Source organism: Gammaproteobacteria bacterium (assembly GCA_029884425.1).
Taxonomy (GTDB): Bacteria; Pseudomonadota; Gammaproteobacteria; order S012-40; family S012-40; genus JAOUHV01.
Window position 1 is genome coordinate 1 of the sequence record JAOUHV010000045.1, and the last position, 25800, is coordinate 25800.

Consider the following 25800-nt stretch of genomic DNA (forward strand, 5'->3'; position numbering starts at 1 on the left):
TAGGTGCCAGGAATTAATATGATATTGGAAAAGCCATCGTGCGTATTGCCCAAGTGGGTGTCAGCATTTGTAGCAGCGTCGTGCAGATAGAGATTGCCATCTAAATACTCATTTATCAGGAATGGGACGCCGTTATGCGTGACATTCATGTCGACCTCAATAGTAACGATGTTATGAACAAAATCCCTGCCGGTATTGAAGACAAAATTCTCCGCTAAACGTGCGGAAGAGTTGAGAGGTACGATAGCTCCTCCCGTCTCATGACGATATAAAACATCGTAGGTTCCCGATACGACAAGAAGCGTTGATTTTGGATCGTGTGTGTTAAATAGGGTCGACTCTGCACCAGTGGTTTTGTCGAGTAGCACAATGTTCGCATCAGCATACTGATTAATTGGAAATGCGGCACTGTTGAGCGTAATGCTTGGCCTTAGCTGGTGGGCAGCGACATTAACCGCCAGCATCTGATTGCTGGTTAAGTCTACGTTCGCCATAACGCGCGCGCCCACGTTTATTGGTACTAAATCGCCCATTCGGTAATCGTAGATAACGTGATATTGCCCGGGAGTCACGCTAACTTGCGCTGGTGGAAGATGAGAGTCACCGAAAAATATTTTTTCGTTGGTCCCCACTTTCTGTAGATAAAATTGCGCTGAATTATAAATACTAGCGAGAAAAGGGTTGCCGTTGAGCGTAAAACTTCCGCTTACTGTTATCATTGGCACATCGACATTCTGTGTTTTGTCAGCAGTGACAGAAACCGCGCTGGATACGACGGCGTTTGTGTTGCTGGGAACGCTAAGGCCGCCCGCCTTAAACTGATATGACAAGTCATAATTGCCGTGTATTAGCATCGCTGAATAGTTAGAGCCGTAGGTGTTGCCTAGCCGAAAGCGGTCGTTTGCATGACTGCCCTGACTCCACAGCTCCCCGTACTCCAGACCGCCATTTGGGAACATTCCGTTGTTCAATGTCAGCGCTCCATCGAGAGTAGCCGCTTGCACATCGACACTTATCAGTGAAATGGGTGTTGCGATAATTGGATCGTCGTTATCTGATTGATTATTAAGGTTGCATCCGGTAATAAAAAAGCTCAAAAGCAATATCAAAGCTACAAATTTTGTTGTGCGCACTGCAATTCTCCTTGAGAAAATCATCGCTTTCTGTCACTTGGCTTGGTAGCTATTAGTATTCATTTAAATATATAGAAGTTCAATACATAGAGTAAGTCAGATTACGTGCGCAGACTAATTAAGCAAGATTAGGATAGTGGGCGCAATTTGTTAATGGCCAACTAGCTGCGACTGAATGATTTAGTTTTGCGCAATAAAAAAGGAAAAAAACGAGATAATGAAGTTGATCAATAGGCGTCAGACGAAGATGCGCCAGGAGTTGGCGAGTAATGAGAAGATTGAATGCTGTTGTTCGGGTGGCTCAGGGGTTGTGTGCTGTTTAGCTCGCAGCAGTGGTGATCCATTTTTCTTCCTGCAAACGCCAAATTCTCGCCAGCTTATGCGTGTCATAGCCAGTGATGCAGGCAAAAAACAAGGCATGCCCTTATCCATTGAGTACATGAATCCGGCATTCCCTGGGCATGATGGTTGGTGCCCCTATTGTTTACTAAATTACAGCTGTATATCAGAAAAGTATTGCAGGCGAAATTTTATTATATAAAGATTGATTCAAACTCCACCTCGAAAAGGACAGCTAATGAGTCGTTTACCATTCAGGTTACTATTTTGGTTATTCTTATTTACGCTTGTGCTGAGCGCCTGTGATAAAAGCCCTGATTCCGATCCGAAAGAGAATAATGTCAGCTTGATTCCGGCGTGCGGAGGGACTATCGATACCCCCCTATTTGCTGCGCTGCCAGTCGCCGAGTCGGCGATCAGTGAAGTTATCGTCTTCGGTGAGTTGGATCCCGGTGGTGGCGATGTTATACCCAATGGCCAGACGGGTATACGCTTGGCCCAGCAAGGTGTCCAGCTGGTTGCTCCGGCAGACGCCTATATCGTTGCCGTTAAAAAAGCTACGTGGTTAGCCTCTCCAACTCGCCAGGGAGAATCGGATTACACCGTGGTCTTTCGCCCTTGCACCGATGTGACAGTGACGTTCTCTCACGTCGCCACAATCACCCCGAACTTAGAGTCATACCTCGGTAATGCAACTTGTGAGGAGTATTCCACTGAAAGCGAAACAATACGCTCTTGTGTTGCAGAGGGTTTTGAAATACCGATATTGGCTGGTGATGTGTTAGGTACGGCAGGTGGAGTCACTGCAGGTGGACTCGATTTTGATATGATGGACCTACGTTCTACCGCGACAGTGACCACACGCGTGGAAGAACCCTATTACAAAAACGCCGTGTGCTTCAGTCGCTATTACAGTGGTGCCAACCGCACGCTGCTTGAATCAAAAACCGGGCTATCGGGTGACATGCGTGATGGTACTCCTGCTTGTGGAACCATTGAAGTGGATATTGCTGAAACGGCGCAAGGGGTATGGGTACGTAAAGATAACCCCGTTGCTTATTCCGGAAACGCCGATAGTTATTTAACTCTCGCTCCCGGTTTTTTGCATCCCGAAGCTAAGTTAGACCTGTCTTTTGGGGGGCAGGCGCTGCGGCCCTTAATGACAGTTCCACGTTCAACTGTCGGTCGTACAAATTTAGATTTCGGAAGCGTTAGCGGTGATGGTTTGATCTATTGTTATGCCGATGTTAATGACACCGTCTCAGTCTTTTTGTCTCTCAGTGCAAATCAGGAGCTAAAGATTGAGAGGCTAACGCACGACCTGGGATTAACCCCCTGCAGTAACTCCTCAGATACCTGGGCTTTTTCGAATTTGGCGGTAACGTATATTCGTTGAGAAATTTAATCGTTCACGTAGGTTGGGCCACCGTAGTATGCCCAGCCTACTTTTGCTACTCTGGTTCAACTTCAAGCTACCTTGCTTGATCTTAACCGCACGACGAAAGAATCGCACTTGATGGGTTCAATGCATACTAGTCTAGCTAGAAGGGAGCAGGTTAATTGATCAATATAGCCCGGTCTAAACAACAACGTGGAATCCGGGATGTTGGAAATAAGCTTCCTGGGATTGAGCTTCACTATATCCGGCTACTTGCTACATGCATGCGATTACGTTGATGCTGATCGTGCCCGCGTGGTTAGTCGTTTGTTTTGATGTTTTATGTTCGGAGGAAATAGTCTAATGAAGAAGGGTGTCAGAGTCGTATCAGTGTTGCTTGGCGCATTCCTGTCAGCGAGCGCGTTAGCAGATAATTGCGATAAACCAAGGGATGATTTTGACGGGCTTTATTGTCTAAACAGGGTGTATCAGGAAGCAGATAATGAGCTTAATCAGGAATATAAAAGTCTGAGATCATATTTGTCCGAGTCGGAAAAATCGGCATTGAAAAGTAGACAGGTGTCGTGGATAAAGTCGCGTAACGAACAATGCAGCTTTAGAAAGGATGGTATGTTTTTCGTCAGCTTGAGTTGTACTACGAGCATGACCGTAGACAGAACAAATGTGTTGCGCGATAGGATTCGGGAGTGTAAATCAACTGGATGTCAATCTAGTAAATTGTGAATGCGAGAATTGCTAGGTTGGGTGTGAGAAAGCTAATTGTTTTTGGTCAAGAAAACAGATAGGGGACATGAATTGGATTTAAAACGCCAGGCCGATGGAAGATTGGGTGTATTTTGCCGGGGCGGTGGCAAGTTTGTAGTTGCCGTTGCTATCGAGAGTTTTGTAGTCGACCACGTTTAGCTCTCCCCCGCGATAGTGGGTGATGCGCATATCCAGCCCTTGTTTCATTCGAGCACCGAAACCAATGCCGTAGCCGGTGGCGGTATCACTGTGAAGATCTCGTAGCTCCGATTAGCGTCAGCGTAATCGGAGGAATGGTTGATTCCTGTCATGCGTACGATTACGCGGATGCTAATCGTACCTACAATACTTTTTATCGATAGCATGTAGTGGACGCATATATGAAGTTTTTCGCAAACTGTATCTTTTCTGTTGCTGCCGCTTTAATGCTTAACCCCGCGTATGCCTATGAGCGGAAGTTTGAATTAAGTTTTGGAACATCACAGATGCTTGTTGATGAAGTGGATCGAGTGGATGTGAAAAATAGCAAAAAAATCATTTTGCCGACCACGGGCGCTTTATTGATTTCTGAGTATCTTTGGAGCGAACGCTGGGGAACGATGCTCGCAGCCAACCTTCCCCTGGAAACGCAGAAGTTTCTGGTGAATAACGAACTGGTTGAGGAATCCGCTTCTGCAACTTGTTTATTGGGGCAGAGGTATACCCCGTTTAATTGGCAAATCACCGAAAAGGCCAGTATGTCTCCGCAGATTGGCGTTTTTGTCGCAGCAATGGTTGGAGAAAAGCTGGAGCTGTCACCTACGGTCGCCGGTCGTATCCATATCAATGACGATAGTGGTTTTACCATGTACGTTGGTTCCAGTGCCTCATATGGAATAAAAGGCTACGTCCTTTTTTATGGTATCGGACATCGATTTTAGGTCTCGTAACCCCGATTGATATCAGCGAAATCATAGTCATCATGCATGCACGTAGTTTTGGAACTTGATCTCATGCGTCACATAATTCGGATTTAAAACGCCAGGCTGATGGAAATTTTGGCTGTTTCAATTTATTAGAAGCAAAAGCCAATGGTATGATTTTTTAAATCCGCCAAGTCATCGGAAAGACAATTACTAGTGTTTCCCTAACTCTAAACCCGAAGGCAGCCTGAAATGGAACTACATATTGCCAGTATTGTTGTTACCACCAGCTCACATCACTTGGCCCGGCTCGAAACGGAACTGAATCAGTTGGCTAATGTCGAAGTGCATGCCAGTAATGGACAGGATCGGCTGGTGATCACCGTAGAGTGCGAATCCGAAAGATTGCTGGCGGACATTTTTGCCCGCATTGAAAGCATGCCGGGCGTGATCGCTGCATCAGTGGCTTTTCATGGCATAGAAAATATGGAGAGCGTTTAATGTCGTTGACTCGACGTGAGTATCTGAAATTGAACGCCATCCTGGCGGCGACATCGGTGGCGGGAATCACTGTTCCCGGATTGGCTGAGGCCGCCGCAAAATCCGAAATGAATTGGGACAAGGCACCTTGTCGATTCTGCGGTGTGGGTTGTGGCTTTCAAATTGGTACTCGGGAAGGTCGCATTGTGGCGACCATCGCTGATCCGCAAGCACCGGTCAATCGCGGCACTGCCTGCGTCAAAGGATATTTTCTTGCCAAGGTGTTGTACGGCAAAGATCGTCTCACCACGCCATTGCTGCGCATGCGTGATGGTAAATATGACAAACAGGGCGAATTCACGCCGGTCAGCTGGAATCAGGCCTTCGATATCATGGCCGAAAAATGGAAACAGACGCTCAAAAGCAGCGGTCCTGGCGCGATCGGTATGTTTGGTTCGGGGCAGTGGACGGTCTGGGAAGGCTACGCCGCCAGCAAGTTATACAAGGCGGGATTTCGCTCAAATAATCTTGAACCCAATGCGCGGCACTGCATGGCGTCGGCAGTGGCGGCATTTATGCGTGCGTTTGGTTCGGATGAGCCCATGGGGTGTTACGACGATCTGGAGCACGCGGATGCGTTCGTGTTGTGGGGGGCGAACATGGCGGAAATGCATCCGGTGTTGTGGATGCGTTTGACTGAAACCCGCTTGAGCAAACCCGGCGCAGAAGTGCATGTGTTGTCTACCTATACCCATCGCAGTTTTGAACTGGCAGACAACGGTATTATTTTCACACCACAAACCGATTTGGCTATTCTAAATTTTATCGCCAACTATATCGTAAAAAACAAAGCCTACAATCAGTCTTTTATTGACAAGCATGTCCGCTTTACCAAAACGGCAACCGATATCGGTTATGGATTGCGTGCAGAGCATGAACTGGAAAAGAAAGCCGCCAATGCTGGTAAGGGTGATCTTACGTCGATCAGTTTTGATGAATACGCTAGGTTGCTTTCGCCCTATACCCTGGAATACACCGCCAAGCTCAGTGGTGTGAGTGAAGAGCAATTATTGAAACTTGCCAAGCTATACGCTAACCCAGATAAAAAAATCATGTCGCTGTGGACAATGGGATTTAATCAACACAGCCGTGGCGTGTGGGTGAACGGTTTGATGTACAACATTCATTTGTTGATGGGGAAAATCGCAGAGCCCGGAAACAGCCCATTTTCACTCACCGGGCAGCCATCTGCCTGTGGTACAGCTCGCGAAGTGGGTACCTTCTCGCATCGATTGCCTGCAGATTTGTTAGTGGCTAAAAAAGAACATCGCGATTTCGCTGAGAAAATCTGGAAGCTGCCGGAAGGAACTATTCCTGAGAAGCCTGGACTGGATGCGGTCGCGCAACAACGCCAGCTCACGGACGGCAAGATTAACGCTTACTGGATACTGTGTAATAACAATCTGCAAGCAGCACCCAATCTGAATCACGAAGGCTTGCCTGGATTTGAAAATGAGAAAAATTTCATTGTGGTCTCGGAAGCCTATCCCACAGTAACCGCCATCGCTGCGGATTTAATTCTGCCAACAGCGATGTGGGTGGAGAAAGAGGGGGCTTACGGCAATGCCGAACGGCGCACCCAATTCTGGCGGCAACAAGTAAGTGCACCGGGTGAGGCGCGCTCTGATCTGTGGCAAATGATGGAGTTTGCCAAGCGGTTCCGCGTGCACGAGGTCTGGCCGGAAGAGTTGATTGCACGCAAACCGGAGTTGCGCCACAAAACGCTGTACGAGGTATTGTTTGCCAATGGCCAGGTCAATCAATTTGGCAAGCAAGCTATCAAAGATGAGCGCGGCAAAGAATACAAAAATGATGAAATGAATCACTTTGGCTTTTATGTGCAAAAAGGGCTTTACGAAGAATATCGCCGTTTTTCGCTGGAAGGCCCAAAGAAGGGCCATGAGCTCGATCATTTTGATAATTACCACAAGGTGCGGGGTAAGCGTTGGCCGGTGGTTGCCGAGAAGGAAACCGCGTGGCGCTATCGCGAAGGCAGTGATCCGCATGTGACGCCGGGAGCAGGCATTGAGTTTTATGGCAATGCCGATCGCAAGGCGGTAGCGATTTTCGCGCCATATGAGCCGCCTGCGGAATCCCCGGATGCAGAATATGATTTGTGGTTAAGTACCGGGCGTGTGCTGGAACATTGGCACTCAGGCTCCATGACCCGGCGAATTCCTGAATTGCACAAGGCAATGCCGCAGGCATTTGTTTACATGCATCCTGATGACGCGAAACAGCGTGGATTGCGTCGCGGGCTGGAAGCCATTATTCAAAGTCGCCGGGGCGAAATCAGTGCCATCGTCGAAACCCGAGGGAGAAATCGTCCGCCGCGTGGTTTGGTATTTATTCCCTGGTTTGATGAAGGTCGATTGGTGAATAAATTGGTGCTTGATGCCATTGATCCCATTTCACGCCAAACCGATTACAAAAAATGCGCGGTGAAAGTCACGAAAAAACGTCATACAGCGGAGCGTCTGGGATGATGAAGCACAAACGATGGATCTGGCTCTGTGCCGGGATGGTGCTTGTGGTGGTTATGCAGAGTGTCAGTGCAGAATCGGTTCGCAGTTTGCGTGAATCCCCAATTGATGCTCCGTCGGATAGTGGTGCGATTATCAAATGGCAACATGAGGCTGATCCAAAGCCGCGCGCCTATCCATTTCAGCCGCCGTTGATTCCGCACCGGGTAGAAGGCTACGTGGTTAATTTGAAATTCAATAAGTGTCTGACCTGTCACAGTCGGGCGAATCATAAAAATGCGGCTGCTACTGCGGTTAGCCCAACGCATTACTATGAATACAGCGGCAAGAAAACCGAACAAGTGGCCGGGCGTCGCTATTTTTGTTTACAGTGTCATGTGCCGCAGCGTGACACATCGCCGTTGGTTGAAAACACCTTTCGTTCCCAATAGCGCGCAACAGCAACGACTCAGGTTGAAAAAGCAATGACAGATTCTGGTCAAGTGAATAAGACAAAAACATTGTGGCGTGATCGGCTGCGAAAATTCCTTTTTCCAAAGAGTTTGCGCGCAGCACTGGTTCTGTGTGCCACATTCTTTGTGGCTGGAATTGTGTTCTGGGGTGGGTTTAATACGGCACTCGATGTGACCAATACCGAGAAGTTTTGCATTTCCTGTCATGAGATGAATGATTACGTGTACCAGGAATATCAGGACACCATTCACTACAATAATCGAAGTGGTGTGCGTGCGACCTGTCCCGATTGCCATGTCCCCAAGGAATGGGGGCACAAGGTGGTGAGAAAAATTCAGGCAACCAATGAGCTGTTTCATAAAATGGCCGGTACGGTTGATACTCCGGAAAAATTCGAAGCCAAACGTTTGCAGTTGGCCGAAAATGTTTGGGCCGCCATGAAAAAAACGGATTCGCGTGAATGTCGCAACTGTCATGACTTCAATTCGATGGATTACATGGCCCAGGAGCGTCGGGCTGTGCATCAGCATGATCTTGGGTTGGAGAGCGGAAAGACCTGTATTGATTGTCACAAGGGAATTGCTCATTCACTGCCAGCAATGTATGGGGTTGATCCCGATGCTTCTGCAGAAAATGGGGTGAATATTTCGCCGCATTAATGCGTTTGATATTGCTGGCTGCTTTGATGTGATGTGGTAGTTAATGTACGGATCATGATTGTTTTAGATTGAAATTCTCATTCATAACGAGGATTTAAATTATTGTGGTTTTATGCAACAAAGCGTTACAGAAGATTACACTTGCCGTATGTATTTTTTAGTCGATTCGCGCTAAATTAGCTGCTACCTACATGCAGCAAGCTCCCGATATGGAAATGCCCTAGGTTAAATGGATCGCTGCCACTTAACGCTGTTAGGGATACAGCAAGTATTCGAGGGTTACGACAATGTCATTTGGCGCTGGCGTAAAGAACTTGTTTGTAAGTCTGTTTTTGTTATTAATCGCAATATCCTCATCTCAGGCTGCTCCCAGTTTTCAGGAAAAAGATATCTCCGCTGTTGGTTGGAGTGTCATGCTGATTGACACTGATTATGATGCCAATGCAAATACCACTACGTTTTATTATGAACTGGTGGCTCGAACTGGCGAAAAAAATCTGAGTCACTGGGTGTTGAGTGTCGATATCGATGCAACAGGTTTGACCGGAGTTACACCCAATAGTCTGGTCAGTATTGGACTGGATCCTACCACCGGCGTGTGGGGCATTAAGTGGGATGCCGGACAGACAGCCGGTACCACCAAAACTTATACTGTCACAGTGCCGGGAAAACCGAAAATTGTTGATATTAACTACGCGGTGAAAGGCGGTACCTATTATGCCATCGGCACAACCCAGGGTCCTGGCGCCGGTAGCGAAGATCCAGTATTGAATTACAGTGTTTCTGGAAATATTTATGTCGACGCGAATACCAATTATCTTCTGGATGTGAATGAGCCTGCGTTGGCCAATGTGAGTGTCGAATTGCATGATGTTGCTGGTGTGCTGGTCAGTATTGCGCTGACCGATGCAAGCGGTCATTACAAGTTCGAGAATCTTCTGCCTGGAATTTACTATGTGTCTGTGCCTAACAGCAGTGTCAGCGTGGATTTCAACGAGATACTGTTTAGCTACATGATTGCCCATATGGGGACGAGTGTGCAGGTTACGGTAATCAATGCAGATGTATCCAATATTGATATTGGATTTGGTGTTAACACAAAAGCGATTCTCGATGATCTATCCAGCGATGATCCCGATGCTGATGGTTTTACTTTCAGTGGCGAAGGACGCACGATAGGTTTCTGGAAGCATCAGTTCTCCGTTGCAATTACTGGTAAAGGGCGTGCTCAGGTCAGTGCAAGTACTTTGACGGGTTATTTGAACTCCATCGAGGCTTTCCTGTTGCCCATCCCCTTCCAGTTTACTGCGGGGGCAGAGTTCCGCGAAGCCTTGGCGGTCATGGCTGCAAACACCAGTGTCGATGTTGATCTGTTGCGCAAACAGTTACTGGCGACAGAGCTGAATCAATTCGCAGGTTTGGGAATTGCGGGTGATTACGCACAGCTCCAGCTGGTAGTTCTGGCCTGGAGCGAATACCTGGTGTTTGATCACACCAGCTTTACTCGTGACCAACTGCTGGTAGCCAAGGATATACTCGACACAATTAATAACATGGGACACTGAGTCAAGCGGTGTCGGTAATACAAAAACAGCCTCTTCGGAGGCTGTTTTTTTGTGGTAATTACTGTTTTCTATCTCACGTTTTAATCTTTATCACCGAGGTGAAAATATAAAGCCTCTATTTTCCCAGCAAGAGCGTGCCTGCACTGGCAAGAATTACTATTCCGACAACAATGATGATTTTTTCTATCGTGGTGTCGTGCTGCAGTTTTTTGAAATTCAATCCAAGTCCGACAAGACCAACCGTCGTCACGATTAGTGTGGCGATAATTGCATGAGCCCACTCGCTGTAGGTGACAATCGCCAACACGGCATACAGTATGCCGAACAGCGCAGGAGGTTCATTGCCTTTGATTCCGAAGCGGCCGATGATGATGGCGTGCAACGCGGCGTTTGTAGCAAGCAGAAATGTTAATAGCGTCATGGGTAAAACTCCTTGGTTGGTTTTGTCGTCTACTGCATTTGCTGCATGCGGTTGAGTTGATTGTTCCTGTCAACATGATCACGTTTCAGTGGGTAAATTCTCTGGGCTATGTGGCGCGGTACTTTCTCATGGGGGGGAGGTTTCCGTCAATTAACCCCATCGCTCGTTCACGGATATTTCTCTTGTCCGGATAGTGAAACCTTGATGTGCACAAATCCACCGAAATGCTCGAATCCCTCCCGGTGGAGAATTATCTAGCTTTTCTGCGGGCTTAGCAGGCAGGCAATGGCCATGCGCAGCTTGTGCGTATCGGTCATGCTCTATCCGCAGGATTTAAAACTTCGATTGGAGAGCCTGATGGTTGCAGTCAACAATTTTCATTGCCCAGGTCGTGGAGGAATGGAATGGAAACGGTTGATGTGTTCGATGGTGGTACGGCAAGTGTGTGCTGGCTGCCAACAGCTCAGTTGTCGATGTGTGAGACGGCATTTGCAACCCAGCGACGATTTTTAGCGCTGTACCTGCGGTCGCTATGGGGGCGGGATTTCATGTTGACGACCTTGCCGCGAATCGTTCGCCCCAGGTTGGCAAGCAATACGCTGTATTTCCCAGAGCATGTTCGTGGCAGTGATGTGTTTGCCAACAAGCGTCTGTATCAGGCGATGGCCATGCACCTGGCAGCGCACGAAGTTTATGGCAAACGCGCTTTTAAAAATGTGGATCAGTTTGATTATGAGGCGCGAACCATTATCGAATGGATAGAGGACGCGCGGGTTGAACAAAATGTCATGCACTCTTTTCCTGGCATCAGAAAGCAATGGTTGCCATTTTTAATGTCGTTACGGACTCTGCCGCTGCAGGGTGTTCCTGGGAATTTGCTGCTGCAGTTGCAGTATGCGTTATTCGACAAACGATATGTGATGTCGGATGTGCGCTTGGCAGCTTGGGCGCGTCGATTTCATGAATGCATCATGTTTAATCGCTACAACTCCGCTTTGTCGATTAATTTGGGCTATGAATTGCGCGATATTTTGTATCAATGTGGTGTGGGTGGAGATATCTCACTGCTGAAGGCCATGCTAAAGCCAGCGTATCGTGATGACGGTGATTGTTTGTGGAGAGTTCATTGCGGGTAGTGCGTTTGGGTGTGTTTATTTGACGACGTCGATGCGCTTTACATGTTCGAAGGTGTCGCAAAATGTAGTCTCCATATCTTGTTGATAATGTAGGTTAATAAAGTTTGGCATAATCACTGCTGATGCAATTTGCTAGGTAATTTTGCAATTCTGCAAGTTACAGTTTTACTGATTGCATGAGGGAGACTATATGAAAAATACATTTCATTCTTGGTGGGTAGGTGCGGCGTTGCTGTTGGGTGCGGCGTCTGCGCAAGCGGTGATATTGAATCCGGGTGACATGAATATTCCGTTGCCAGGCACAACGGTTGCGGCGGAGCCAAATCTGGCTGGCACGGTTGTGGTAGATGAGTTGACTGCGTTTACGATTTCTGGAGCGAGTGGTGTCGTACAAAATCGTGTAGTTTTGGCAGTGGATGGTACCTACGATTTTTACTGGCGTGTCATGGTTGATGAGAACTCAACCAATGTTATTGGATCGTTTCGAATCGGTGAATTTTACACATCAGTTTACGATGTGAATTACCGCATTGATGGTCTGGGTGATGTTGCACCGACAATGGCGCACCGTTTCTCTGGTACGCAGGCGAGTTATGTGAACTTTGTCTTTGGTAATCCGCTGAGCGCTGGTCAGTCATCGAACTTCATGTTCGTTGATACTGATGCAACGGCATATGCCAAGACAGCATTTTACGATTTAACGAGCACTGGCAGTGGCAATATATCTGTTGCATATTCTGGCTATGCGCCTGCGAGAAGCGTGGACGTGCCAGAACCCGAGGTTCTGCTCTTATTGAGCCTGGGTCTGGCGGGCATGGTGTTAGGAAAGCGTAAACGTTCGTAAGTTTTTGCTGGGGCACGGTGTGCATCGCGCCGTGCCTCATTCATATCTTCGGTGTTGTCGTAGCCTCGGCGCAGGGTAGCAGGACGTCGATCTCCTCGATAATTTCCTCTTGACGCAAAACGTTGTGGCGCTTTGTCAGTTCATCTAACTGCGTTAAGCCTGTTGCGAGTCATTTGCGACCAAATTGGCTGGATGCGGTGTAAGGAGCATTGGCGTTGGCTGGGTTCTGGGTATCATGGACTTCGGCACTGCTATGTTTGAAGGCTCATGGCCGTCGAGATCGTTACCGGAGGTAACCTGTTGGCGGTTAACGGGTTTGCCAGACTTGACTCAATTTCTGTTCCCCCCCCCCGCCGAGTCGGACCAGGTCGGGGTGGCACAAAACCTCAAAAAAGCTGATTGGAAATCAGGGGCGCCACTGATATATTGCGCGCGCGTTGTTGCCGGTGCCAAACGGGTACGGTTGTCTTCCCCATTCTCGGTTTTTGTCCTATGTCCCCCCTTGATGGTCTTTTTGAGTCTGAAATTGTCATATGGCGATTTGCAGAACTTATTTTTATGTGCTGCACGCGTCGAGACCTTGACAGTATTTGTCAGGAGTACCTATAGTGTAACAAAGTGGGATAAAGTGGGATGAAGTGGGAGAGAGGTGGCAAATTTGCTTCGCGGGGTAAGTTCATTAAGCCTGGATGACAAGGGTCGCATGGTGATGCCAACGCGATACCGCCAGGATTTGCTCGAAGATTGCGAAGGTAAGTTGCTACTCACTATCGATCGTGATGGTTGTCTGCTCCTGTATCCTCTGCCTGAGTGGGAGATTATAGAACAAACGCTGGTGCGTTTGTCTGCCCTGGACCCCAAACAGCGTCGCTTGCAGCGTTTGATGCTGGGCCACGCTACCGAGCTGGATATGGACAACAGCGGTCGGATCCTGTTGCCGCCGATGTTGCGGGAATTCGCCAAGCTGGAGAAGCACATTGTGCTGGTCGGGCAGGGCAATAAGTTTGAGTTGTGGAACGAAGAGGTATGGAACGCTCAGCGTTTGATGTGGATGGAAGAGGATGAGGATGATGGTCCGCTTCCCGAGGCGTTGCAGAACCTGCGGTTATAGATGAACAACACTGACGATCAGTTTGTGCACCAATCGGTGTTGTTACAGGAGTCTGTGGCGGCGCTGGCGATTAAGCCTGAAGGCGTCTACGTGGACGGTACTTTTGGTCGAGGCGGACATTCGCGGGCGATTTTGGCGCAGTTGGGCGCGGGTGGCAGGTTGTACGCCATTGACCGCGACCCCCAGGCGATTGCCGAAGGCGAGCGCCTGGCCGCGCAGGACAGTCGGTTCCAGATTGCCTATGCGCCGTTTAGTGATTTGCGCCGCTGCTGTGAGCAGTGGGGAATTGTTGGCAAGGTGAATGGTTTGTTGCTGGACATTGGCGTTTCGTCGCCCCAGCTGGATGACGCCTCTCGTGGATTTAGTTTTCGCAACGATGGCCCGCTGGACATGCGCATGAATCCCAATGAGGGACAGAGCGCGGCGCAGTGGCTGGCGCAGGCCAAGGAAGAAGACATCGCCAATGTGTTGTGGCAGTACGGTGAGGAACGTTTTTCCCGTCGCATTGCCAAGGCGATAGTGCTGGCCAGGCAGGAGCAATCGATCACTCGCACCAAGCAGTTACAGGAGATCGTCGCCAAGGCGCATCCGCGTTGGGAAAAGGGTAAAGACCCGGCAACGCGTGCATTTCAGGCAATACGAATTTTTATCAATCGCGAACTCGATGAGCTGGAAAAAGCATTGGCGGAGTCGTTGGATGTGTTGGTCGAGGGCGGGAGACTGGTGGTGATCAGTTTTCATTCGCTGGAAGACCGGATGGTAAAGCAGTTTATTCAGCGCGAATCCAAAGGCGAAGAATTTCCGCTGGATTTGCCGATTCAGGGGCGCGCAGCAGAAGGTCGCTTGCAGCGCATTGGCAAAATGATCAAACCTGGACAGACGGAGTTGCAGGAAAATCCGCGGGCACGGAGTTCTTGTCTGCGCGTGGCGGAGAAGCGTTTTTAGCATCATGAACAAACAGTATATGGTGCTGACGCTATTGGTAGTGGCAGTGATGTTGTCGGCGTTGGCAGTGGTTTACGTGAAACACCAGAATCGTGTGGTGTATGCGGATTTGCAGCATTTGCAGAAACTCCGTGACGAAATGAATGTTGCTTGGGGCCAGTTGCAATTGGAACAGAGCACATTTGCAACTCACAGTCGAGTTGAACAAATTGCGCGCGAAAAAATGGGCATGACTCTGCCCGGTGCAAAAGAGATTGTGATCGTAAAACCATGAAGCAGCAAAACACCTCAACAATCAGTGTTTGGCGCATGGGCTTGGTAGGCTCAATGGTGGCGATCGCGGGCGTTTTCTTGGCGTGGCGCGCGTTGAGCATCCAGGTGTTGGACAACGAATTCCTACAAAACCAGGGCGATGCTCGTCATTTGCGGACGATCGCGTTGCCTGCGCATCGCGGCATGATTCTCGATCGCCAGGGGGAGCCGCTGGCGGTGAGTACGCCCGTGGCGTCCATCTGGGCTAATCCGCAGGATATCCCACTCGATAATCAAAACCTGTCCAAACTGGCGAAGTTGCTGGGGCTGTCACTGTCTGAGTTGAAGTCGGGCATCAAGCAGCGTCACGGTCGTGAATTTATTTATCTGAAGCGTCACGTTGCGCCGCAAGTGGAAGAGCAAGTGTTGGCGCTGAAAATTCCAGGCGTATCTTCCCAGCGTGAATATCGCCGCTATTATCCTGCTGCCGAAGTGACGTCGCAGATTTTGGGCTTTACCAACATTGATGATCAGGGCCTGGAAGGTCTGGAATTAATGTTTGATGACAAACTGCGTGGTGTTCCAGGAAAGCAGCGGGTCGTGAAAGATCGTCTGGGACACATTGTCGACAGCATTGATTTGATCGAAGCGCCGCAACCAGGGCGTGATGTGCAGTTGAGCATTGATCGTCGTTTGCAGTACATCGCCTATCGTGAACTTAAAAGCGCGGTGCAAATGCATAACGCCAAGTCCGGCAGCATGGTGTTGCTGGATGCCAAGACTGGCGAAGTGCTCGCCATGGTGAATCAGCCTTCGTTTAATCCGAATAGTCGCGCTCATCTGAGCACGGAAGTGACGCGAAACCGTGCGGTTACCGATCAGTTTGAGCCAGGCTCAACAATCAAGCCGGTGACAGTGGCCGCTGCATTACGTTCCGGGCAGTTTAATGTGGAAAGCGTGATAGATACGTCGCCCGGCTATTATCGGGTTGGCAATGCAGTGGTTTCAGATTTCCGCAATTACGGTCAACTGGACATTACTCACGTTATTCAAAAATCGTCAAACATCGGCGTGAGCAAAATGGCATTGGCCATCCCCAAAGAAATGCTGTGGGAAACTTTTTCTGACCTGGGTGTGGGCGAACCGGTCAACAGTGGTTTTCCCGGAGAATCTTCAGGTCGGCTGCCATTTTTTGGTGAATGGAACAACGTTGAAACATCCGCGTTGTCATATGGCTATGGCTTGACGGTGACACCGTTGCAGTTGGCGCGGGTCTACAGCATTTTTGCCAACGACGGCAAACTCAAACCAACCAGTTATGTGAAACTAGATCATGCCGCCGATGGCGAGCGGGTGCTGGATGAAAATATCGCCAAACACTTGCGTACCATGATGGAAACCGTGGTTAGCAGAGAAGGAACGGCGTATGAAGCAGCTGTGCATTCATATCGCGTCGCCGGCAAAACAGGAACAGTAAAAGTCTCAGGTGAGGGCGGATATTTGGAGAAAAAATATCGCTCTGTATTTGCAGGATTGGCCCCAGCGAGCAATCCGCGTTTGGTTGCCGTGGTGGTGGTGGAAGAACCTAGCGGCAAGGAATATTACGGTGGCAAAGTGGCCGCACCGATTTTTGCCAACGTGATGGCGGCGGCAATGCGGGTAATGAATATTCCACCCGATGACATTCCGACTGAACAATTGCATCAACCGTTACAAATGGCCAGGGCGGGACTAAATTGACTACGCTGAATCGCCCAATGTTGCTCTCCCGCCTGCTGGCGGATTTTGCGTATGTGGAGCCTGCAAAAGATGCCGAAATCAGCGGCCTAAGCATTGACTCTCGTTTTGCGCAAAACGGCGATGCTTTTTTTGCATTGACGGGTATCGGCTTTGACGGTCGTGCATTCATTGCCGATGCGGTGGCAGCCGGAGTGCGTGCGGTAATTGTTGAAGCAGATGATGTGTCTGCGTGGGCTGCGTTGTGTCAGCAACACGAGGCAGTGTTGATTGCCGTGCCAAATCTTCATCAAGTCATCGGTGATATGGCTGCGCGATTTTACGATCAGCCCAGTCAGAATATGACCATTGTTGGCGTCACCGGGACGAATGGCAAAACGTCGGTCAGCCAGTTTATTGCGCAGTGTCTGAGTGATGAATCCAGTCGCTGTGGCATTGTTGGTACGCTGGGCAGCGGTTTTTGGGGGCAATTGCAAAGCAGTGGATTTACTACGCCCCAAGCGCCGCAGCTACAGCAATCGTTGGCAAAACTGTATGCCGATGGTGCGCGCCACGTTGCGATGGAAGTGTCCTCGCATGGATTACATCAAGGGCGTATCAACGGTGTGCGTTTTGATGTGGCAGTGCTGACAAATTTGACGCGCGACCATCTGGATTATCACGGCGATATGCAGGCCTATGCCGATGCCAAGTCGCGCTTGTTTAGAATGCCCGGCCTGCGGGCAGCGGTCATTAATCGCGATGATCAGTTGGGGCAGAAACTGTTGGCAGAATTGCAGGGTGGCGCAGTGACGTGCCTGGCGTATGGATTGGGGCTGGATGAATCGGTGGTGCATAATTCTGCGCTTACGCTAACCGGCCATATTGTGCAGCGCGATCGCCATGGCATGGTGGTGCAAATCTCTGGCAGCTATGGTGATGCGCAACTGAGCAGCAAATTGTTGGGCGAATTTAACGCCTACAACCTGCTGGCTGTTTTGGGCAGCTTGTTGGTAATGGGGTGGCCATTGCAGCAGGCCATTCAAAAAATTCAGACCGTTGTTCCTCCCGCTGGACGGATGGAGTGTTTCCAAAAAAACAACTCACCATTAGTGGTTGTGGATTATGCGCATACTCCGGATGCCTTGGCGGAAGTGTTGCGTACCTTGCGAGATCACTGCGAGGGTAATCTGTGGGTTGTGTTTGGTTGTGGTGGTGACCGTGATCCGGGCAAGCGTCCGGAGATGGGACGTATCGCACAAACTTTGGCGGATCAAATTGTGATTACCAATGATAACCCCCGTTCAGAAGATCCGATGGCCATCATTACCGATATTGTTGCGGGTATGTCAGAAACACAGCCGCGCACTATTTTGCCTGAGCGGCAAAATGCTATTGAGTTTGCGATAAAAAATGCAACTGGCGCTGATGTGGTACTGGTTGCCGGCAAGGGACATGAGGATTACCAGCTAGTAGGTAATCAGCGATTTCACTTTAGTGACCGCGAGTGCGTCGGTCAGATGTTGGAGGCTGTGGCATGATTTCTCCGCTGAGCAGAAATACGTTCAAGTGTGCGGCGCAATCGTTAGGAATCGCCGAACCGAGTTCGGACCAAAGTTTCAGTGGTGTGAGCACCGATACGCGCACGATACAGTCTGGTGATTTGTTCGTTGCGCTCAAAGGGCCGAATTTCGATGGGCATGATTATGTTGGTCTGGCGGAAGAAAAAGGCGCGAGTGGTTTGATGGTTTCGCATCCGGTTAGCAGTCGTTTGCCGCAATTGATTGTGGCGGATACCCGGTTGGGACTGGGGCAATTGGCCGCAGCGCGGCGGTTGGCGTTTCGTGGAAAAGTGGTGGGCATTACCGGCAGTAACGGCAAAACGACAGTCAAGGGAATGGTGGCTGCGGTGTTGGGACGTAGCGGAACGGTGCTCGCTACCCAGGGAAATTTTAACAATGACATCGGCATGCCGCTGACCTTGCTCAAACTTGAGCATGAAGATGAGTTTGCTGTTATCGAAATGGGCGCGAACCATATTGGTGAAATTGATTATCTAACGCACATTTCACGTCCCGATGTGGCACTGATTACCTGTGCAGGTGCAGCACATCTTGAAGGTTTCGGCAGTCTGGATGGTGTAGCGAAAGGGAAGGGCGAAATTTATTCCGGGTTGATGGAGGGCGGTATTGCCATTGTCAATCGGGATGATCGTTATGCGGATTATTGGTTGGATCTGAACAAAGAACGAAATATCGTCTGCTTTGGTATGGACGAGCGCGCCGACGTGCGTGCAGTTGATATTTCGCAAGGAAGAGATGGCTCCATGTTTACGCTGCTGATTGGTGAAGAGCAGCTGCAAGTCCATCTGTCGCTGTTTGGCGAGCACAATGTGCGCAATGCGCTGGCCGCAGCCGCGGTGGGTTATGTGCTGGATGTGCCGTTGGAAGAAATCAAACTGGCGCTGGAAGCGTTTGATGCGGTTAGTGGCCGATTGAAACTGTGTTCGTTGGCCAGTGGCGCCAGCTTGCTGGATGACACGTACAATGCCAATCCCGATTCGTTCAAAGCGGGCATCAACAGTTTGGTGGCGTTTGCCGGTCGCCACGTTTTGGTGATGGGTGATATGGCGGAAGTGGGCAGTGGTGTTGAAGAGGCGCATCGTGAAATTGGTCGTTTTGCCCGCACGCATGGCGTGGAGCATTTGTTGTCAGTAGGCAAATATGCGGCACTTGCTGCTGAAGGTTTTGGTACGGGCGGGCAGTCGTTTGCCAGCCAGGAAGAATTAGTGAAGGCATTGGGGGCGCTCTTGGCTCCGGATGTCACGATTTTGGTGAAGGGATCCCGAAGTTCTCGCATGGAGCGAATTGTTCAATCTTTGTTGGCTCAACAGCAGTAACGAAAAGGGTAGAGTCAGATGCTATTACTATTAGCCGAATACTTGTCACAGTATCACAGCGGTTTTGGCGTATTTAAATATTTGACGCTGCGCGCCATTTTGGGCGTGCTGACAGCGTTGGTGTTTGCATTTGTATTAGGCCCATGGATGATACGTCGCCTAAGTTACAAACAAATGAAACAGCCGATTCGTACCGATGGACCGCAAACGCATTTGGCAAAAAGCGGCACACCAACCATGGGTGGTGCGTTGATTATTGCTGCGATGGTTGTCAGTACGTTGCTGTGGGGCGATTTGCATAATCGCTACGTCTGGGTCGCCATCGTGACCACGCTGGTATTTGGTGCGATTGGTTATTACGACGATTACAAAAAATTGGTGCTGAAAAACCCCAAAGGCATTAGCGCCAAGGCCAAATATTTCTGGCAATCCGTAGGCGCGTTGGGTGCGGCGATCTTTTTGTATAGCACGGCGACATCGCCCGCTGAAACGCAAGTCTTGATTCCCTACATGAAAGATACAGCCATCCAGCTGGGCATGTTTTACATCATATTTGTTTATTTTGTGATCGTGGGTACGAGCAACGCAGTGAATCTGACCGACGGTCTGGATGGACTGGCGATTATGCCGACGGTGATGGTTGGCGGCGCACTGGGGATTTTTGCTTATGCCAGTGGTCATGCGCAATTTGCCGGTTATCTCGATATTCCACATATTGCCGGCACGGGAGAACTTGCCGTGTTCTGCGCGGCGATTGTCGGTGCTGGATTAGGTTTTTTGTGGTTCAACGCATATCCCGCTCAAGTATTCATGGGCGATGTGGGTGCGCTGGCGCTTGGTGCTGCGCTGGGCGTGGTATCAGTCATGGTGAACCAGGAATTGGTGTTGTTCATCATGGGCGGCGTGTTTGTGGTGGAAACCTTGTCGGTTGCCATTCAGGTTGCCTCATTCAAGTTGACCGGCAAGCGAGTGTTTCGCATGGCACCGATTCATCACCACTACGAGCTGAAAGGTTGGCCTGAGCCAAGAATCATCGTTCGCTTCTGGATCATCACCGTTATTCTGGTGTTGTGTGGTTTGGCTAGTTTGAAAATTCGTTAACAGGACGCCGGAAAAATATGGGTAGTAATATGACTAATTGCGAGAACATGATTGTGGGACTGGGAGTCTCCGGTGTTTCTTGCGCCCAATATTTTTCGCGTCATGGAATTGCATACGCCGTTGCCGATAGCCGTGAAGGCATCGCGGTGCCAGCTGCGTTGGATAAAGCAGTGTCGGTAACATTGGGTGAATTCACACCAGAGCAGTTTTTGGCTTGCAAGCGATTAATTGTCAGCCCAGGTGTCAGCGTAAAACATCCTGCGATTGTCGCTGCGCAAAATGCCGGTGCTGAAGTGATTGGCGATGTGGAGCTGTTTGTTCGTGAAGCGAAAGCCCCCATTGTTGCCATCACCGGATCTAACGGCAAAAGTACCGTCACCACGTTGGTCGGTGAAATGGCCAAGCAGGCTGGAGTTAAGGTGGCGGTTGGTGGCAATCTGGGTGAGCCCGCACTTAATCTGCTCAGTGATGATGTTGAGCTGTATGTGCTGGAATTATCCAGTTTCCAGTTGGAGACAACGCATTCGCTGCACGCCGCGGTGGCGGTGGTGCTGAATATTTCGCCTGACCATTTGGATCGTTATGACAGCATGGAAGAGTACATGCTGGCGAAATCGGTGATTTACCGTGGCGCAAAACACAAACTGGTTAACTTGGACGATGCGGCCGCGATGGCGCTGACCGACAGTGAACCTGATTTATTTTTTACCTTGGCGGCGCCAGCAAAGAATCAATACGGCGTACGTGACGGAAATTTGTGTCGGGGCGACGAAATTTTGATGCCAGTGTCAGAATTGCGTCTGCGCGGCACGCATAACGTTGCCAATGTGCTGGCTTCGCTGGCGTTGGGTACAGCAGTTAATTTGCCTTTGACGGCAATGCGGGATGCAGTCCGTGAGTTTTCTGGTTTGCCACATCGGATGCAGTTGGTAACAGAAAAAAATCGTGTTCGCTGGATTAATGATTCCAAGGCAACCAATGTGGGCGCAACTGTCGCGGCGATTAATGGGCTGGATGGAACGCTGGTTTTGTTGGCAGGCGGCGTTGCTAAAGAAAATGATTTTTCCGCCATCAGTCATTCGTTGCAAGGTCGGTCGCGAGGCGTTGTTTTGTTTGGGCGGGATGCTGCGCAAATTGCCAAGGATTTGGATAAATCACTGAATGTTTTGTTTGCGAAAGATATGCGTGATGCCATTGCTCAGGCGCGTCGATTGGCTGTGACGGGCGATACCGTGTTGCTTGCCCCGGCATGTGCCAGTTTTGACATGTTTAAAAACTATGTCGAACGAGGCGAGCTGTTTACTAAATACGTCAATGAGGAATTGCAGCATGCTGGCTAGGATTCAGTCTGCGCTGTTTTTGCCGGCCAAGTCCAAACTTGGTGGTGACCACGATTGGTGGTTGATTGGCATTAGTGCGGTGATGCTGTGTCTGGGGCTGGTGATGATGAGTTCGGCATCGGTTGCCATTGCGGAGCGGCTGCACGATTCGCCATTCTATTTTTTGTATCGCCAACTGGGTTTTCTTGCCATCGGGGTTGTGCTTGCGGTGATTATGCTGCGCATTCCCATGGAGATTTGGAACAAGCTAGGGCCCGCATTGTTGCTGGCCGGCGTGGTGATGCTGATAGTGGTAATGATTCCTGGCGTAGGTCGTACCGTCAATGGTGCAACGCGCTGGATCAGTTTGGGTATTTTCAATCTGCAAATTTCCGAATTGATCAAAGTGGTAATGCTGATATTCATGGCAAGTTATCTGACTCGCCGAGGCGACAAGTTACGTACGCACCTTTCCGGAATATTGATTCCGATGGGGGCGTTGAGTCTTGTTGCGGTGCTGCTGTTGCTGCAGCCTGATTTTGGAACCACCGTGGTCATCGGCAGTTTTTCCATGGGCTTGCTGCTGTTGGCCGGGATGCGAATTGGTCATTTTGTGGTGTTGTGTACCCTGGTGACGGGAGCGATGTTTGCGCTGGCCAAAGCTGCGCCGTATCGCTGGGAGCGAGTGACCGGATTTATGAATCCATGGGCTGATCCTTTCGATAGTGGTTTTCAGTTGAGCCAGTCATTGATTGCTTTTGGTCGTGGCGAATTTTTTGGGGTGGGCCTGGGTGGCAGTGTGCAAAAACTTTTTTACCTGCCCGAGGCGCACACTGACTTTATTTATGCAGTACTGGCTGAAGAGCTGGGTTTTGTCGGCGCGTTAGTGGTGATTGTGCTGTTCGGTTTGTTCATGTGGCGGTCGGTGGTAATCAGTCGCGCAGCGGAGGCCAGAGGCGATCGTTTTTCTTCCTACCTGGCCGTCGGCATTGGTTTGTGGTTTGTGTTTCAGGCGTACGTCAATATCGGTGTCAACATGGGCGTGTTGCCGACCAAAGGTTTGACGTTGCCGTTGATGAGTTACGGGGGAAGCAGTCTGATGGCGTCGATTGCGGCATTGGTGCTGTTGTTGCGAATTGATTATGAAAACCGGCATGGAAAATTGTCGGGTTCAAAGGATTCAAGGTAATGAGTGTGCATGTTGTGATCGCAGCAGGTGGTACGGGCGGGCATGTGTTCCCGGCACTGGCCGTTGCGCGTGAACTCCAGGCGCGTGGTGCGACGGTGAGTTGGCTGGGTACGCAGCGTGGTCTGGAAGCGGATGTTGTTCCTGCGGCAGGTATTGAGATTGATTGGGTGTCAGTGTTTGGTTTGCGTGGTAATGGCATTGTTGGCTGGTTGAAAGCGCCTTGGCGTTTGTTCAAATCGGTGCAACAGGCAAAGCAGGCGCTGCGGAAGCGTCACGCATCAGTAGTGCTGGGCATGGGCGGTTTTGTTGCGGGGCCGGCTGGCATTGCGGCAAAGCTTGCTGGAGTTCCGCTGGTGATTCATGAGCAAAATTCTGTGCCCGGCATGACGAATCGTTATTTGGCCAAAGTTGCCAATCGAGTGCTGGTGGCGTTTCCGAGTGTGTTTGCGAATATGCCGAAACGTCAGTACGTGGGAAATCCAATCCGACGGGAAATTGTGGATGTGTTGTCCCCACAGCAGCGTCGCCGGCCTGATGAAGTCAAACGATTGTTGGTGGTTGGCGGCAGCCTTGGTGCAGCGGCACTGAATGAAATCGTGCCGTTAGCATTGGCGCGAATAGATGCACACGAGCGTCCGGAAGTGTGGCACCAGACGGGCAAAAAAAATCTGGACGAGGCCAAGCGTGCATATGCCAGCGCACGAGTTGAGGCCAATGTTGTACCGTTTATCGACAGCATGGCAGACGCGTACGCATGGGCGGATCTGGTGATCTGCCGCGCGGGAGCATTGACGGTTGCCGAGCTGGCTGCGGTGGGTTCTGCATCAATTCTGGTGCCTTACCCCTCCGCTGTTGATGATCATCAAACAAGTAATGGGCGATTTTTAGTTGATGCCGGGGCGGCGATTATGGTTCAGCAGAAAGTGCTGACGCCGGAAATTTTGAGTGAGTATTTGCAGGATCTTTTTGCTCAACCAGAGAAGCTGCAAAACATGGCAATCAAGGCGCGCGAGCTTGCTTTACCGAGAGCGAGCGAAGTTGTGGCGAATATTTGTTTGGAGCAAGCGCATGTTTAAGCGCATTCATCTTGATAATCACAGTGATCCGTCATTGGGCGGCATCAAGCATCTGCATTTTGTCGGCATCGGCGGTGTCGGCATGAGCGGCATTGCTGAGGTGTTTTCAAATCTGGGATTTGAAGTCACCGGTTCTGACATGGCAGAAAATGCGGCAGTGAGCCGACTGCGGTCACTGGGTGTGCAGGTTTTCAAAGGGCATGACGCAAAAAATGTGGCGCTTGCCGATGTTGTTGTCGTATCCAGTGCCATTGATGAAACCAATCCTGAAGTGGCGGAAGCACGTTCGCGCCTGGTGCCAGTAGTTGCGCGTGCTGCAATGTTGGCAGAGCTGATGCGCTTTCGTTACGGAATTGCTGTTGCCGGGACGCACGGTAAAACGACGACGACCAGTTTGGTAGCCAGCCTGCTGGCCGAGGGCGAACTGGATCCCACCTATGTGATTGGTGGGCGTCTGAATAGTTCTGGCAGCAATGCCCGTTTGGGCGCTGGAAAGTTTTTGGTTGCTGAAGCGGATGAAAGTGATGCGTCATTTTTGTTTTTGCAGCCGATGATGGCGATCGTAACGAATATCGATGCCGATCACATGAGCACGTATCAGGGTGATTTTTCCAAGCTGCGTGAAACCTTTTTGGGCTTTTTGCACCACTTGCCATTCTACGGTTTGGCGGTGCTGTGTATTGATGATCCGGTGGTAGCGGGAACATTGCCGGAAGTAGAGCGGCCGATTTGTACCTATGGTCTGTCAGAAGATGCAGATTATTTTGCTCACTCGGTTCGTCATGAAGGCTTGCGGACTCACTTTGTGGTGTCTCGCCATGGTGAGCGTGACTGGCTGGAAGTCAGTTTGAATCTGCCGGGTAAGCACAATGTACAAAATGCGCTGTCGGCCATTATCGTTGCTGACAGATTGGGTGTGAGTAAAGAGTCGATTCGCCGTGGTTTGGATGCGTTCCAGGGAATTGGTCGTCGTTTCCAGGTGTATGGTGACGTGACGTTTGGAAATGCTACCGCTACGTTGGTGGATGACTACGGTCACCACCCGCGTGAATTGGCCGCGACTATTCGCGCTGCACGAGATGCCTGGCCGGGGCGGCGTATTGTGTTGTGTTTCCAGCCGCACCGCTTTAGTCGTACGCGCGATTTATTCGAAGATTTCGTGCACGTGCTTTCCGATTCGGATTTATTGCTGTTGCTTGAAGTTTATGCGGCAGGCGAGACACCCATTCCTGGGGCAGATGGCCGCGCCTTGATGCGAGCGATTCGACTGACGGGCAAGACAGAGCCGGTTTTTGTCGAAGACAAGGAGCATCTGCCAGATTTGTTGTCGCATGTGCTGCTTGATGGTGACGTGTTGATGGTGATGGGCGCGGGCGATGTTGGTCGAGTTCCGGCGATGCTGGTTTCGTTGCAGGAGAAGCGTGCGTGAAACATGCGATGAGCTATCTGTATCGCTTTTTGTCTCAGGGGGAGACGAATGGTGGTGGCGTGCATGGTAGCAAACAGTTTCGTGGCGAGTTGTTGCTGAATGAGCCGATGTCTGAACACACCACTTGGCGTGTGGGCGGACCGGC

At 50.1% G+C, this 25800-nt stretch carries 24 protein-coding genes; 21 read left to right on the plus strand and 3 right to left on the minus strand.

What is annotated here, in order from left to right; translation table 11 throughout:
• Window positions 1-1133: hypothetical protein (locus tag OEW58_11110; GenBank protein MDH5301899.1), on the minus strand; the 1133-nt coding region annotated here is incomplete at its 3' end.
• 577 nt (window positions 1134-1710) lie between these two features.
• On the opposite strand from OEW58_11110, the gene OEW58_11115 reads away from it, so the two are divergent.
• Together OEW58_11115 and OEW58_11120 are read left to right on the plus strand one after the other, a co-directional pair.
• Complete coding sequence (locus tag OEW58_11115) at window positions 1711-2868, plus strand: hypothetical protein (GenBank protein MDH5301900.1); 1158 nt, start codon at window positions 1711-1713, stop codon at window positions 2866-2868.
• A 345-nt stretch (window positions 2869-3213) separates the two neighbouring features.
• Entirely contained in the window at window positions 3214-3594 is a 381-nt protein-coding gene (locus OEW58_11120) for a lysozyme inhibitor LprI family protein (protein ID MDH5301901.1), read from the plus strand.
• A 78-nt stretch (window positions 3595-3672) separates the two neighbouring features.
• Here the strand turns inward: OEW58_11120 and OEW58_11125 are convergent, their stop codons facing one another.
• Entirely contained in the window at window positions 3673-3822 is a 150-nt protein-coding gene (locus tag OEW58_11125) for a hypothetical protein (GenBank protein MDH5301902.1), read from the minus strand.
• A 173-nt stretch (window positions 3823-3995) separates the two neighbouring features.
• On the opposite strand from OEW58_11125, the gene OEW58_11130 reads away from it, so the two are divergent.
• The 6 genes from OEW58_11130 (at window position 3996) to OEW58_11155 (ending at window position 10217) form a co-directional block, all read left to right on the plus strand.
• On the plus strand, window positions 3996-4535 hold the full coding sequence (locus tag OEW58_11130) for a hypothetical protein (GenBank protein MDH5301903.1): 540 nt from the start codon (window positions 3996-3998) through the stop codon (window positions 4533-4535).
• A 234-nt stretch (window positions 4536-4769) separates the two neighbouring features.
• Window positions 4770-5018, plus strand: a complete 249-nt coding sequence (locus tag OEW58_11135) for a chaperone NapD (GenBank protein MDH5301904.1) — start codon at window positions 4770-4772, stop codon at window positions 5016-5018.
• The gene (gene napA, locus OEW58_11140) at window positions 5018-7543 is read left to right on the plus strand and encodes a nitrate reductase catalytic subunit NapA (GenBank protein MDH5301905.1); all 2526 of its coding nucleotides are present in this window, start codon (window positions 5018-5020) and stop codon (window positions 7541-7543) included. Before OEW58_11135 ends, napA begins: the two co-directional genes overlap by 1 nt.
• Window positions 7540-7971: a nitrate reductase cytochrome c-type subunit gene (locus OEW58_11145; GenBank protein ID MDH5301906.1), complete on the plus strand. Its 432-nt coding sequence runs from the start codon at window positions 7540-7542 to the stop codon at window positions 7969-7971. The genes napA and OEW58_11145 overlap by 4 nt, the downstream gene beginning before the upstream one ends.
• A gap of 33 nt (window positions 7972-8004) precedes the next feature.
• On the plus strand, window positions 8005-8652 hold the full coding sequence (locus tag OEW58_11150; GenBank protein MDH5301907.1) for a NapC/NirT family cytochrome c: 648 nt from the start codon (window positions 8005-8007) through the stop codon (window positions 8650-8652).
• A 413-nt stretch (window positions 8653-9065) separates the two neighbouring features.
• Window positions 9066-10217 (plus strand): hypothetical protein, encoded by a 1152-nt coding sequence (locus OEW58_11155; GenBank protein ID MDH5301908.1) that lies wholly within the window; start codon window positions 9066-9068, stop codon window positions 10215-10217.
• A gap of 115 nt (window positions 10218-10332) precedes the next feature.
• Here OEW58_11155 and OEW58_11160 read toward each other — a convergent pair whose 3' ends face one another.
• Window positions 10333-10638 carry a hypothetical protein gene (locus OEW58_11160; GenBank protein ID MDH5301909.1) on the minus strand — a complete coding sequence of 102 codons (306 nt, stop codon included), beginning with the start codon at window positions 10636-10638 and terminating at the stop codon, window positions 10333-10335.
• Between the two features lie 404 nt (window positions 10639-11042).
• Here OEW58_11160 and OEW58_11165 point away from each other — a divergent pair, with 404 nt between their 5' ends.
• From OEW58_11165 to murC, 13 genes are all read left to right on the plus strand, one after another.
• Window positions 11043-11774 carry a hypothetical protein gene (locus OEW58_11165; protein MDH5301910.1) on the plus strand — a complete coding sequence of 244 codons (732 nt, stop codon included), beginning with the start codon at window positions 11043-11045 and terminating at the stop codon, window positions 11772-11774.
• A 190-nt stretch (window positions 11775-11964) separates the two neighbouring features.
• Complete coding sequence (locus tag OEW58_11170; protein MDH5301911.1) at window positions 11965-12618, plus strand: PEP-CTERM sorting domain-containing protein; 654 nt, start codon at window positions 11965-11967, stop codon at window positions 12616-12618.
• A gap of 658 nt (window positions 12619-13276) precedes the next feature.
• Window positions 13277-13729, plus strand: a complete 453-nt coding sequence (mraZ, locus tag OEW58_11175) for a division/cell wall cluster transcriptional repressor MraZ (protein MDH5301912.1) — start codon at window positions 13277-13279, stop codon at window positions 13727-13729.
• The gene (rsmH, locus tag OEW58_11180) at window positions 13730-14674 is read left to right on the plus strand and encodes a 16S rRNA (cytosine(1402)-N(4))-methyltransferase RsmH (protein ID MDH5301913.1); all 945 of its coding nucleotides are present in this window, start codon (window positions 13730-13732) and stop codon (window positions 14672-14674) included.
• 4 nt (window positions 14675-14678) lie between these two features.
• Complete coding sequence (gene ftsL, locus OEW58_11185; GenBank protein ID MDH5301914.1) at window positions 14679-14948, plus strand: cell division protein FtsL; 270 nt, start codon at window positions 14679-14681, stop codon at window positions 14946-14948.
• Complete coding sequence (locus OEW58_11190; GenBank protein MDH5301915.1) at window positions 14945-16666, plus strand: penicillin-binding transpeptidase domain-containing protein; 1722 nt, start codon at window positions 14945-14947, stop codon at window positions 16664-16666. The genes ftsL and OEW58_11190 overlap by 4 nt, the downstream gene beginning before the upstream one ends.
• Window positions 16663-18183, plus strand: coding sequence for a UDP-N-acetylmuramoyl-L-alanyl-D-glutamate--2,6-diaminopimelate ligase (locus tag OEW58_11195; GenBank protein MDH5301916.1), 1521 nt, complete (start codon window positions 16663-16665; stop codon window positions 18181-18183). The genes OEW58_11190 and OEW58_11195 overlap by 4 nt, the downstream gene beginning before the upstream one ends.
• Complete coding sequence (locus OEW58_11200) at window positions 18180-19541, plus strand: UDP-N-acetylmuramoyl-tripeptide--D-alanyl-D-alanine ligase (GenBank protein ID MDH5301917.1); 1362 nt, start codon at window positions 18180-18182, stop codon at window positions 19539-19541. The genes OEW58_11195 and OEW58_11200 overlap by 4 nt, the downstream gene beginning before the upstream one ends.
• 18 nt (window positions 19542-19559) lie before the next feature.
• On the plus strand, window positions 19560-20642 hold the full coding sequence (gene mraY / locus OEW58_11205; protein MDH5301918.1) for a phospho-N-acetylmuramoyl-pentapeptide-transferase: 1083 nt from the start codon (window positions 19560-19562) through the stop codon (window positions 20640-20642).
• A gap of 29 nt (window positions 20643-20671) precedes the next feature.
• The gene (murD, locus tag OEW58_11210) at window positions 20672-21982 is read left to right on the plus strand and encodes a UDP-N-acetylmuramoyl-L-alanine--D-glutamate ligase (GenBank protein ID MDH5301919.1); all 1311 of its coding nucleotides are present in this window, start codon (window positions 20672-20674) and stop codon (window positions 21980-21982) included.
• Window positions 21972-23150, plus strand: coding sequence for a putative lipid II flippase FtsW (ftsW, locus tag OEW58_11215; protein MDH5301920.1), 1179 nt, complete (start codon window positions 21972-21974; stop codon window positions 23148-23150). The genes murD and ftsW overlap by 11 nt, the downstream gene beginning before the upstream one ends.
• Window positions 23150-24226 carry an undecaprenyldiphospho-muramoylpentapeptide beta-N-acetylglucosaminyltransferase gene (murG, locus tag OEW58_11220; GenBank protein ID MDH5301921.1) on the plus strand — a complete coding sequence of 359 codons (1077 nt, stop codon included), beginning with the start codon at window positions 23150-23152 and terminating at the stop codon, window positions 24224-24226. Before ftsW ends, murG begins: the two co-directional genes overlap by 1 nt.
• Window positions 24219-25655, plus strand: a complete 1437-nt coding sequence (gene murC / locus OEW58_11225; GenBank protein ID MDH5301922.1) for a UDP-N-acetylmuramate--L-alanine ligase — start codon at window positions 24219-24221, stop codon at window positions 25653-25655. The genes murG and murC overlap by 8 nt, the downstream gene beginning before the upstream one ends.
• Window positions 25656-25800: the final 145 nt, after the last annotated feature.

Bases quoted from the DNA above. Each gene is read 5' to 3' on its own strand.
- OEW58_11135 (MDH5301904.1), top strand. From the start codon at position 4,770: ATGGAACTACATATTGCCAGTATTGTTGTTACCACCAGCTCACATCAC.
- OEW58_11145 (MDH5301906.1), top strand. From the start codon at position 7,540: ATGATGAAGCACAAACGATGGATCTGGCTCTGTGCCGGGATGGTGCTT.
- mraY (MDH5301918.1), top strand. From the start codon at position 19,560: ATGCTATTACTATTAGCCGAATACTTGTCACAGTATCACAGCGGTTTT.
- OEW58_11125 (MDH5301902.1), bottom strand. From the start codon at position 3,822: ATGAAACAAGGGCTGGATATGCGCATCACCCACTATCGCGGGGGAGAG.
- OEW58_11160 (MDH5301909.1), bottom strand. From the start codon at position 10,638: ATGACGCTATTAACATTTCTGCTTGCTACAAACGCCGCGTTGCACGCC.
- OEW58_11165 (MDH5301910.1), top strand. From the start codon at position 11,043: ATGGAAACGGTTGATGTGTTCGATGGTGGTACGGCAAGTGTGTGCTGG.
- murC (MDH5301922.1), top strand. From the start codon at position 24,219: ATGTTTAAGCGCATTCATCTTGATAATCACAGTGATCCGTCATTGGGC.
- OEW58_11170 (MDH5301911.1), top strand. From the start codon at position 11,965: ATGAAAAATACATTTCATTCTTGGTGGGTAGGTGCGGCGTTGCTGTTG.
- OEW58_11150 (MDH5301907.1), top strand. From the start codon at position 8,005: ATGACAGATTCTGGTCAAGTGAATAAGACAAAAACATTGTGGCGTGAT.
- ftsW (MDH5301920.1), top strand. From the start codon at position 21,972: ATGCTGGCTAGGATTCAGTCTGCGCTGTTTTTGCCGGCCAAGTCCAAA.
- OEW58_11130 (MDH5301903.1), top strand. From the start codon at position 3,996: ATGAAGTTTTTCGCAAACTGTATCTTTTCTGTTGCTGCCGCTTTAATG.
- OEW58_11190 (MDH5301915.1), top strand. From the start codon at position 14,945: ATGAAGCAGCAAAACACCTCAACAATCAGTGTTTGGCGCATGGGCTTG.
- OEW58_11155 (MDH5301908.1), top strand. From the start codon at position 9,066: ATGCTGATTGACACTGATTATGATGCCAATGCAAATACCACTACGTTT.
- OEW58_11115 (MDH5301900.1), top strand. From the start codon at position 1,711: ATGAGTCGTTTACCATTCAGGTTACTATTTTGGTTATTCTTATTTACG.
- rsmH (MDH5301913.1), top strand. From the start codon at position 13,730: ATGAACAACACTGACGATCAGTTTGTGCACCAATCGGTGTTGTTACAG.
- OEW58_11120 (MDH5301901.1), top strand. From the start codon at position 3,214: ATGAAGAAGGGTGTCAGAGTCGTATCAGTGTTGCTTGGCGCATTCCTG.
- ftsL (MDH5301914.1), top strand. From the start codon at position 14,679: ATGAACAAACAGTATATGGTGCTGACGCTATTGGTAGTGGCAGTGATG.
- OEW58_11200 (MDH5301917.1), top strand. From the start codon at position 18,180: ATGATTTCTCCGCTGAGCAGAAATACGTTCAAGTGTGCGGCGCAATCG.
- murG (MDH5301921.1), top strand. From the start codon at position 23,150: ATGAGTGTGCATGTTGTGATCGCAGCAGGTGGTACGGGCGGGCATGTG.
- murD (MDH5301919.1), top strand. From the start codon at position 20,672: ATGACTAATTGCGAGAACATGATTGTGGGACTGGGAGTCTCCGGTGTT.
- napA (MDH5301905.1), top strand. From the start codon at position 5,018: ATGTCGTTGACTCGACGTGAGTATCTGAAATTGAACGCCATCCTGGCG.